We start from the raw sequence: 8,303 nt of genomic DNA on the forward strand, positions 1-8,303 counted from the left end.
CCACCCACCACACCCAGGCACTCAGGATCGGCCGGTCGCCATCACAGCGGCAAGAGCTCATCCGGGAAGGCAGCCGGCGGCAAGTCTGCCGCCGGCAAGGCCTCTGCCGGAAAGGCGGCAGGGACCGGGTTCTTCGGCAGTGTGGCGCGTGCGGCCGACTATCCCCGCAAGGGGAGGAGCGGCTGGCGGCGCTGGGTGCCCGGCTTCCGCCACTGGGCCGTGGCGGTGCTGCTGTTCGTGGCGCTGGGGCTGGGCGCGTTCGGGATCGGCTACGCCGTCACGGATGTGCCGGAGCCCAATGCAGAGGCCGCGGGGCAGACCTCGACCGTCTACTACAACGACGGGAAGACGGAGCTGGGCTCCTTCAAGGTCGAGGACCGGCGCAGCGTGGAGATCGACGGCATCTCCGAGTACATGCAGCATGCGGCCGTGGCGGCGGAGGACCAGTCCTTCTACGAGAACCGGGGCATCTCGCTCAAGGGTCTGTCGCGTGCCGTGTGGGGTGTGATCACGGACGACTACGCCGGCGGCGGTTCGACGATCACGCAGCAGTACGTGAAGAACTTCTACCTCACCAACGAGCACTCCCTGGACCGCAAGGTCAAGGAGATGTTCATCGCGCTGAAGATCGACCAGGAGCAGACCAAGGACGAGGTCCTCGCCAACTACCTCAACACGATCTTCCTGGGGCGGCAGAGCTACGGCATCGAGGTGGCCAGCCAGAACTACTTCGACAAGCCGGCCAGCGAGCTCGACCTCGAGGAGAGCGCATTCCTCGCCGCGATGATCCAGCGGCCCGGTGCCGCTGACCCCGCGGAGAATCCCGAGGAGTACTCGGACCGGTTCGACTACGTCCTGAACAGCATGGTGAAGCTGGGCTACATCTCCCAGGAGGAGGCGGACGCCGCTGAGTTCCCGGACGTGAAGGAAGCCAAGGCCAACAACCAGTTCAAGGGACAGAACGGCTATCTCCTCAGCCATGTGCTCGACGAGCTCAAGGGGCCCGGCGGCCTCACGGAGGAGGAGATCACCCGCGGCGGCTTCGACATCGTCACGACCTTCGACAAGAAGAAGATGGACGCTGCGGTGAATGCGGTGGACCAGCTGCCGGAGCGCAACGAGAACCAGCACGTGGGGCTCACCTCGATCGATCCCAAGACCGGCGGCATCGTCGCGATGTACGGCGGCGAGGACTACCTGGAGCGGGCGCTGAACTCCGCCACGCAGGAGCGTTCGCAGGCGGGTTCGACCTTCAAGGCCTTCACTCTGGTGGCGGGCCTGGAGAACGGCTACCGTCTCACGGACTACTTCACGGGGCAGAGCGGGACGACCTTCCGGCCGGAGGGCGGTGCCCCCTGGTCGCCGCGCAACTTCGGCGGTGCGTCCTATGGTCCGGTCTCCCTGCTCAAGGCCACACAGTCCTCGATCAACTCCGCCTATGCCCAGCTCAACATCGAGGTGGGGCCGGAGAAGACCGTGGACGTGGCCACGCGCGCCGGTCTGCCGGAGAACCCGGAGGATCACCCGATCCCCGGCTACGGTCTGGAGAGCAACGCCTCCAATGTGCTGGGCACGGCCAGCCCCACGACGGAGGAGATGGCGAACGCCTTCGGGACCTTCGCGTCCAACGGCATCCGCCACACCTCCCACTCCGTGGAGAAGGTGACGAACCCTGATGAGCAGGTGGTGTACGAACCTGACACGAAGGGCGAGCGGAAGTTCGACGAGAACGTCATGGCGGAGACCTCCTACGCGCTGCGCAATGTGGTGACGGGCGGCTCTGCCAGCTATGCCAACAACCTGGGCCGCCCTGCCGCCGGCAAGACCGGCACCTCGCAGCAGTCGCAGTCCGCGTGGTTCGCCGGCTACACGCCCAACCTCGTCACCGCGGTCTCGATCTTCGGTGCCGACCAGGACGGACGCCCGATGGACATCGGCATCTACGGCGGGCGGGCCTCGATCACCGGTGGTTCGTTCCCCACCCAGGCGTGGACGAACTACATGATCGAGGCGATGGAGGACATGCCCGTGGAGGACTTCCCGGAGCGGGGTCCGCTGCCGGAGGTGGAGAAGCCCAGCAACGACTCCGGTGTGCCCAACCAGGCTCCGCCGCCGCCCAAGCCCCAGCCGCAGCAGCCTCAGCGGCCGGAGGAGAACCAGGATCCGCCCGAGGACGAGAACTCCGCTCCTCCGGAGGATGACGGGGAAGACGATTCGTCGAAGGACGACGACGAGGGCGGCGATGGCGGCGACGGTGGTATCAAGCCGCCGGAGAATCCTCCGGACAACGGCTCCGGTGACGACAACGGCGGCGGAGGCTCCGGTGGTGGAGGCAACGGCGGCGGCAACGACGGAGGTGGTTCCGGCGGTGGAGGCGGTGGCGGCTCCGGCGGAGGCGGCAATGACGGCGGTGGCGGCGGCAACGGCGGAGGTGGTTCCGGCGGTGGCGGCGGCTCTGGTGAGGGCGGCTCCGGGCCCGGAGGCCAGGGTGGGACCATCCCCGGTCTCTGAGCCGACGGCAGCCTGACCGCCTGGGCCTCAGCAGTCGACGCGGAAGCGGCGGGAGCACATCGCTCCCGCCGCTTCTGCGTGCCCTCCCCGTCCCGGAGTGGGACGACGTCGCCCGAGCTGTGGATTTCGGAGATCATCCTTGACACCGATGTCGTCTCAGAGGTGTTGCGCCCTCAACCCGATCCCCACGTCGTCGCGTGGCTGGAGTCGCTCATCGGTGAAGTGGCCGTCTCCGCGATCACGGTTGCTGAGCTGTTGGCCGGAGTGCGGCGCATGCCTGAGGGGCGGCGCAGGGCCGTGATGACGTCGCGCATAGAGGCTGTGGTCGAGTCCTATCGAGATGGCCGTGCAGTCCTTTCCTTCGACGACCGGGCGGCTGGCTGCCACGCGGATGTTCTCGTCGCGCGAGAGCGCACCGGGCGTCCTATCAGCACCGCTGATGCGCAGATCGCTGCGATCTGCCTGGCACACGATGCGACGTGCGCGACGCACGACGTCAAAGGCTTCGCACTTACCGGAGTGGAACTGCTCAACCCCTGGAGCGGACAGAACTAGGAACAGCGGCAGTCAGTTGCGCACAGCCCGAATCAGCGCACTCCGACCAGGGCGTCGGCAGAGTGGGGTTCACGGTTGGGCTCGGGGCGCCGCGGCCTCTCTGTCCGTGTCCATCCCTTCCTCTACGCTGACTGCATGACGACCTCACCCCAGGAGCCCGCCTCCACCCCCGCGCGCTTCGCGGCCCCGCTGCTGGGTGACGGGGGTGCCGCTCGCTTCGCCCGGCCGGACGCCCGCAGCCTGGCCTCCGCCTCGTGGGCGCTCCTGGGCGTCCTCGGCCTGAGCGTCCTGGTGGGCCTCCTCCTGCAGGCACCGTGCATGTCCGGCGGATACGAACTGCCCCGCGCCTCCTTCCGCATGTGCTCGTCTCCTGTTGCGCTCTCCCTCCTCGGCGAGGCCGCACCGCAAGCGCCGGGCGCCATCTCCTCCGGCCTGCCCGGCTTCTCCCTGCTCACCTACTGGTTCACCGTCGCCGTCTCCGGCGCCCTGGGTGCGGCCCCGGCGGAGGGCATGGCGATCCTGCTGGTGCTCAACTCCGCTGCGTTCGCGGCGATGGGCGCGGGCATGCTCGTCCTCGTCCGCCGGCTGGGCCTCCCGGGCCACGGGGCCTCCTGGGCCGCCGTGGGCTTCCTGTCCCCGGTCATCGTCTTCAGCATCGGGCAGTCGCTGGAGCCCGTGGGGGTCGCAGCCGCGGTGTGGGCGTGCGTGCTCCTGCTGGGAAGCCGCTCCACCGGTTCCCTCGTCGGAGCCGGAGCGCTCCTGGCGCTCGCCGCCGCGGCCGGACCGCTGGGTCTCGTCGTGCTCCTGGCCGTGCTGCTCGGCACCTCCCGTGACCGCGGGCAGGCCGCACTCGTCCTCGCCGGCTTCGCGCTGCTCACCGGACTCATCCTCCTGGCCGACGGCCGGCTGCCCGGCCGTCTCTCACTCTGGTTCGCGGACGCGATCGACCGCGGTTCCCTCGCCTCGATCGCGCTCGCCCAGGACTGGAGCGACGCGACCACCCTCACCACGGGTCTGCTGGTGGTGTGGGGCCTCGGGCTGGTGGCGCTCGCCTCCCTGGCGATCTCCCGCTCCATGCACCGGCCCGTGCACACCGCACTCACCGCGCCCGAGGCCGCCTCCGGGCCGCGGGAGGAGGCGGCCTCGGGCGCGTTCCGCGGGGAGGGCGCCCGGTCCGCGGCAGCCGGCGATCCGGAGGACCAGCCGTCCTCGGACCTGCCGGACAGGACGGCGCTGCGTGCCATGGAAGCCGCGGACGAACGCGCGCACATGCGGCGGACCGCCCTCACCCTCACGGCGATGCTGGGCTTCTCCGTCATCGTGGCACCGGGCTCGTCGACCTCCCTCTCCCTGTGGCTCGTGCCCTTCGCCGCGCTCATGGTCCCGTACCTCTGGGTCCACGCGGTCTGGTTCTTCGCGGAGCTGGGATTCGCGCTGGCCTCCCACCTCGCGGACGCCGCCGCCGTGGACGCCTCCACCGGCCTCGCCGACACCTGGATGTCCCTCTTCACCCTGCTGCGCTTCCTGAGCCTGGCGCTCGTCACGGCCTTCGCCCTCGACGAGCTCTTCCGGCGAAGCGGATGAGCCGAGGTCTCTGTCGAATTGTGGAATCGAGGTTCCGCGGAATCCAGATCACAGACCGGTGGAGCCCGCCGCGGCGCTCAGCCATGTACACTGGTGCGGTTGCTCTGTGCCCGCGCCGCGGGTGGCAGGCAGCCACGCATAACCCTCCTGTCATGGACAGACCATGGCCGCTGAGACCAGAGGAGGTGGGTGACAGATGCGTAAGTACGAGCTCATGCTCATCCTTGACCCGGAACTCGATGAGCGCTCGCTGGGCGCCGATATCGAGAAGCTGCTGAAGGTTGTGCCCGCTGAGGGCGGAACCGTCGACAACGTGGACATCTGGGGCCGTCGCCGTTTCGCCTACGAGATCCAGAAGAAGACCGAGGGCTACTACGTCGTCGTCGATCTGGGCGCGAAGCCGGACACCGTGAAGGAGCTCGGTCGTCAGCTCGGACTCAACGAGTCCGTCCTGCGCACCAAGTTCCTCCGTTCCGACGCCAAGTGACCGCGTGCGCGGCGGCCGGACCGTCGCGCGCCTGATCAGAACTACACAGAATCCAAGGAGCTGAGGAGTCGAAATGGCAGGCGAAACGATCATCACCGTCGTGGGGAACGTCACCGCGGACCCCGAGCTGAGGTTCACCGCCAACGGCGCCGCCGTTGCGAACTTCACCGTCGCCTCCACGCCGCGCACATTCGATCGCCAGGCGAACGAGTTCCGCGACGGCGAGACGCTCTTCCTCCGCTGCAGCGCCTGGCGCGAGATGGCCGAGAACGTCGCGGAGTCCGTCTCCCGCGGCACCCGCGTCATCGTGCAGGGACGCCTGCGTGCTCGCACCTTCGACACGAAGGAGGGCGAGAAGCGCACGGTGTTCGAGCTCGACGCCGACGAGGTGGGCCCCAGCCTCCGCTTCGCCACCGCGAACGTCACGCGCAATGAGCGCGGCGGCGGTGGCGGCTACGGCGGCAACCGCGGCGGCCAGCCCGGCGGCGCCCCGCAGGGCGGCGGCTTCGGCGGTCAGGGCGGCTACGGCGGCCAGCAGGGCGGATTCGGTGGACAGCAGGGAGGCGCTCCGCAGGGCGGAAGCTGGGGTGCCAACCCGCAGCAGGGGCAGGGCCGTCCCCCGCAGGACGACCCCTGGGCGGCGTCGAACCCGCAGCAGGGCGGCGGCTGGGGAGCCCCGGCCAACGACGAGCCCCCGTTCTGATCGCTCAGCATCTTCCTTCATCGCTTAACAGGAGCACATCATGGCAAAGCCGGATCCCCGGAAGCCCATCAAGAAGAAGGCGAACCCGCTCAAGCGCGGAGAAGCCGCAACCATCACCTACAAGGACACCGCGACGCTGCGCAAGTTCATCTCGGACCGCGGCAAGATCCGCGCCCGTCGCGTCACCGGTGTCACCGTGCAGGAACAGCGCATCATCGCGAAGGCCGTGAAGAACGCCCGGGAGATGGCTCTGCTTCCCTACACCAGCTCGAACCGCTGATAGGAGGAGAGAACAATGGCTACCAGGAAGCTCATCCTCAATCAGGAAGTCGATCGTCTCGGCGCCGCCGGTGACGTCGTCGAGGTCAAGGCCGGTTACGCACGCAACCTGCTCATCCCCCGCGGCTGGGCACGTCCGTGGACCCCGGGTGCGGAGAAGGAGATCCAGTCCCTCCGCAAGGCCCGCCAGGCCCGCCAGATCGCCGACCGCGACGAGGCGATCGTCCTCAAGGAGAAGATCGAGGGGACGACCTCCCGCATCGAGATGAAGGCCGGCAAGGGCGGACGCCTGTTCGGCGCCGTCACCCCGGCCCTCGTCGCGGAGGCGATCACCGCCGCGACCGGTCACGAGTTCGACCGCCGTCAGGTGGCCCTCCCCGGCCACGTGAAGGCCGCCGGCGCGTACACCGCCATCGTGCGCGTGCACGACGAGATCACCGCGAACGCCAAGTTCACGGTGATCGGCAAGGCCTGATCCTCAGCGATCGCGCCCGGTCCTCACGGATCGAATGCCCCGTCCGGAGCCTCAGGGCTCCGGACGGGGCATGCGCGTTTCCGGAGCCGGGGGACCCGCCGGACCCGCCGGACCCGCCGGACCCGCCGGACCCGCCGGACCCGCCGGACCCGCGGGGCCCGCCGCGGCCGCTTCGCTCCTCAGCTCGCTCGCGGCAGCCCGCACAGCCCGCACAGGCCTCACAATCCTCACGGGGACACGTCGCACGCCGGGCGGTGCGGCTGAGGGTGTCTGCGGCCTCGGGCACGGTAGCTTTGAGGCGTGACGAACGGATCTGGCAGTGAGAGAGCACCGGAGGGTGTGCCCGTGCCTGCGCGCGCGGGCACGGAGGCGGACGACGCCGCGCGCGCCCGCGCCCTGAGGAAGATGCGCACCTTCGCCACGGGGCTGCTGGCCTTCGCCGCCCTCGTGTTCCTCCTCGTCCACCTCTTCACGGACCTCACCGGCGTCTGGGGGTTCGTGGCACGGGCCTCCGAAGCGGCGATGATCGGCGCGATCGCGGACTGGTTCGCCGTCACGGCGCTGTTCCGGCACCCCCTCGGCCTGCCCATCCCGCACACCGCGATCATCCCGCGCAAGAAGGACACGCTGGGGCGGAGCCTGTCCGAGTTCGTCGCCGCGAACTTCCTGCAGTCGGCCACCGTCTCGCAGAAGATCCTCAGCGCCCAGGTCACCAGACGGGCGGGGGAGTGGCTGGCCGAGGAGGGCAACCAGACCCGTGTGGTCCGCCGCGCCGGGCAGGGGCTCGAGTACGTGCTGGCCCGCGTCTCCGACGAGGACATCGAGGCCCTCACCCGCGACGTGATCGTGCCGCGGCTCGTCGCCACCCGGAAGGCGCCCGCCCTGGGGATGCTGCTGCGCGAGGTCGTGGACGACGGTGCCCATCACCGGCTGGTGGACCTGGTGGTGGGGGAGGCGCACTCCTGGCTGGAGTCGAACCCGCAGGTCATCGACGAGATCGTCAAGCAGCGCTCCCCGGACTGGGCACCGCGCTTCCTCAGCGACGTGGTCTCCAGCCGGCTCCGGCGCGAGGTGCTGTCCTGGATCGCCGAGGTCCGCGACGACCGCTACCACCGTGCCCGGCAGGCTCTGGACTCCTGGCTCGTGCAGATCGCGGACGACCTCCGCACACCCACCTCCCTGGCCGACCGCGCGGAGAACGTGCTGGACGAGCTGCTCACCCAGCCGGGTGTGGTCGACGCCGTGCTGGAGGTCTGGGCCTCGCTCAAGCGCCTGCTGCGCGCGGCGGTGATCGACGAGACCGGTGAGGTGCAGGCCCGTGTCCGCCGCCTGCTGGCGGAGGCTGCACAGAGGATGACGACGGACGAGGAGTTCGCCGCCGGCCTGGATGCGCGCATCGCCACGACCGCCGGGGATCTCGTGGAGTCGTTCGGCGGGGAGATCGCCTCCGTCATCTCCGACACCATCGCCGGCTGGGACGCCAAGGAGGCCTCCGACCGCATCGAGCTCTACGTGGGCCGGGACCTCCAGTACATCCGGATCAACGGCACGGTCATCGGCGCACTGGTGGGCACGCTCATCCACGCGCTCACCCTGCTGCTGCCGTGAGCGGGACAGCAGCGGCCGAGGGCGGTGCCGCGGAGGGGGCGCCTCGGGCAGCGGAGGCGGGCGCTGCCGGTGAGGCGGGTGCTTCCGGCGGGGTGGGTGCG

General features: G+C 69.7%; 8 protein-coding genes. All 8 read left to right on the forward strand.

Annotated features, from left to right (window positions below):
- A partial coding sequence (locus Q0A33_RS01375; RefSeq protein WP_363316515.1) for a transglycosylase domain-containing protein occupies positions 1–2,511 on the forward strand: 2,511 nt, incomplete at its 5' end.
- A gap of 78 nt (positions 2,512–2,589) precedes the next feature.
- Entirely contained in the window at positions 2,590–3,066 is a 477-nt protein-coding gene (locus Q0A33_RS01380; RefSeq protein ID WP_291792023.1) for a type II toxin-antitoxin system VapC family toxin, read from the forward strand.
- Positions 3,067–3,201: 135 nt separating this feature from the next.
- On the forward strand, positions 3,202–4,650 hold the full coding sequence (locus Q0A33_RS01385; protein WP_291792026.1) for a hypothetical protein: 1,449 nt from the start codon (positions 3,202–3,204) through the stop codon (positions 4,648–4,650).
- A gap of 196 nt (positions 4,651–4,846) precedes the next feature.
- Complete coding sequence (gene rpsF / locus Q0A33_RS01390) at positions 4,847–5,137, forward strand: 30S ribosomal protein S6 (protein ID WP_291792028.1); 291 nt, start codon at positions 4,847–4,849, stop codon at positions 5,135–5,137.
- Positions 5,138–5,210: 73 nt separating this feature from the next.
- A complete protein-coding gene (locus Q0A33_RS01395) occupies positions 5,211–5,840 on the forward strand; it encodes a single-stranded DNA-binding protein (protein ID WP_291792030.1) in 630 nt (209 codons plus the stop codon).
- Between the two features lie 40 nt (positions 5,841–5,880).
- Positions 5,881–6,120 (forward strand): 30S ribosomal protein S18, encoded by a 240-nt coding sequence (rpsR, locus tag Q0A33_RS01400; RefSeq protein WP_291792033.1) that lies wholly within the window; start codon positions 5,881–5,883, stop codon positions 6,118–6,120.
- Between the two features lie 15 nt (positions 6,121–6,135).
- Positions 6,136–6,594 (forward strand): 50S ribosomal protein L9, encoded by a 459-nt coding sequence (gene rplI, locus Q0A33_RS01405; RefSeq protein WP_291792035.1) that lies wholly within the window; start codon positions 6,136–6,138, stop codon positions 6,592–6,594.
- Positions 6,595–6,894: 300 nt separating this feature from the next.
- Positions 6,895–8,202: a DUF445 domain-containing protein gene (locus tag Q0A33_RS01410; protein ID WP_291792037.1), complete on the forward strand. Its 1,308-nt coding sequence runs from the start codon at positions 6,895–6,897 to the stop codon at positions 8,200–8,202.
- Positions 8,203–8,303 lie beyond the last annotated feature (101 nt).

Origin of the sequence: Brevibacterium sp., from assembly GCF_022712115.1 — a bacterium.
Classification (GTDB): domain Bacteria; phylum Actinomycetota; class Actinomycetes; order Actinomycetales; family Brevibacteriaceae; genus Brevibacterium; species Brevibacterium salitolerans.